This window comes from Cellulomonas pasadenensis, from assembly GCF_047229365.1.
Lineage (GTDB): Bacteria > Actinomycetota > Actinomycetes > Actinomycetales > Cellulomonadaceae > Cellulomonas.
Map to the genome: position 1 here is coordinate 1 of NZ_JBFTEP010000299.1, position 509 is coordinate 509.

Below are 509 nucleotides of genomic sequence, written 5' to 3' on the forward strand. Positions count from 1 at the left end.
CGGCGTGCGCGCGGCCGGCGAGGTCGTCGGCGGCCGCGCGGGCGGTGCGCTCCGCGGTCCGGGCCGCCTCGACGTCGACGGCCGCGTCCTCGGGGAGGTCGCGCAGCGCCGGGTCGGCGAGGCCGTCGGACACGCGCGCGGACTCGGCGGTCCACCGCTGCACCTCGCGCTCGAGGGCGGCCAGCGCCCCGGGCGCGAGCCACGCCGCACGCGCCGTGCGGGCGTCGGGCAGGTCGTGGTCGCGCAGGCCGGTGAGGAGCTCGGCGAGGCGTCGGCCGGTGTCCTGCGCGGCGGTGCGCTCGGCAGCGAGGGCGTCGAGCAGGTCCTGCGCCACGTCGGCGCGGGCGGTCAGCGCCGCGTGCCGGGCCGCGACGGTGGGGTGGGTGCCGCGCCCCTCGACGACCTCGACCTCGGCGCGGTCGAGCGCGTCGCGCTGGGCGTCGAGCGCCGCCTCGGCCGCGGCGACCTGACGGGCGCGCTCCTCCCGGCGGGCGCGGCGGGCCTGCGTC

General features: G+C 82.7%; 1 pseudogene. It reads right to left on the minus strand.

Going from position 1 to position 509, the window contains the following annotated elements:
- Nucleotides 1-509: pseudogene (locus tag AB6N23_RS18565) on the minus strand (AAA family ATPase); the annotation flags it as partial.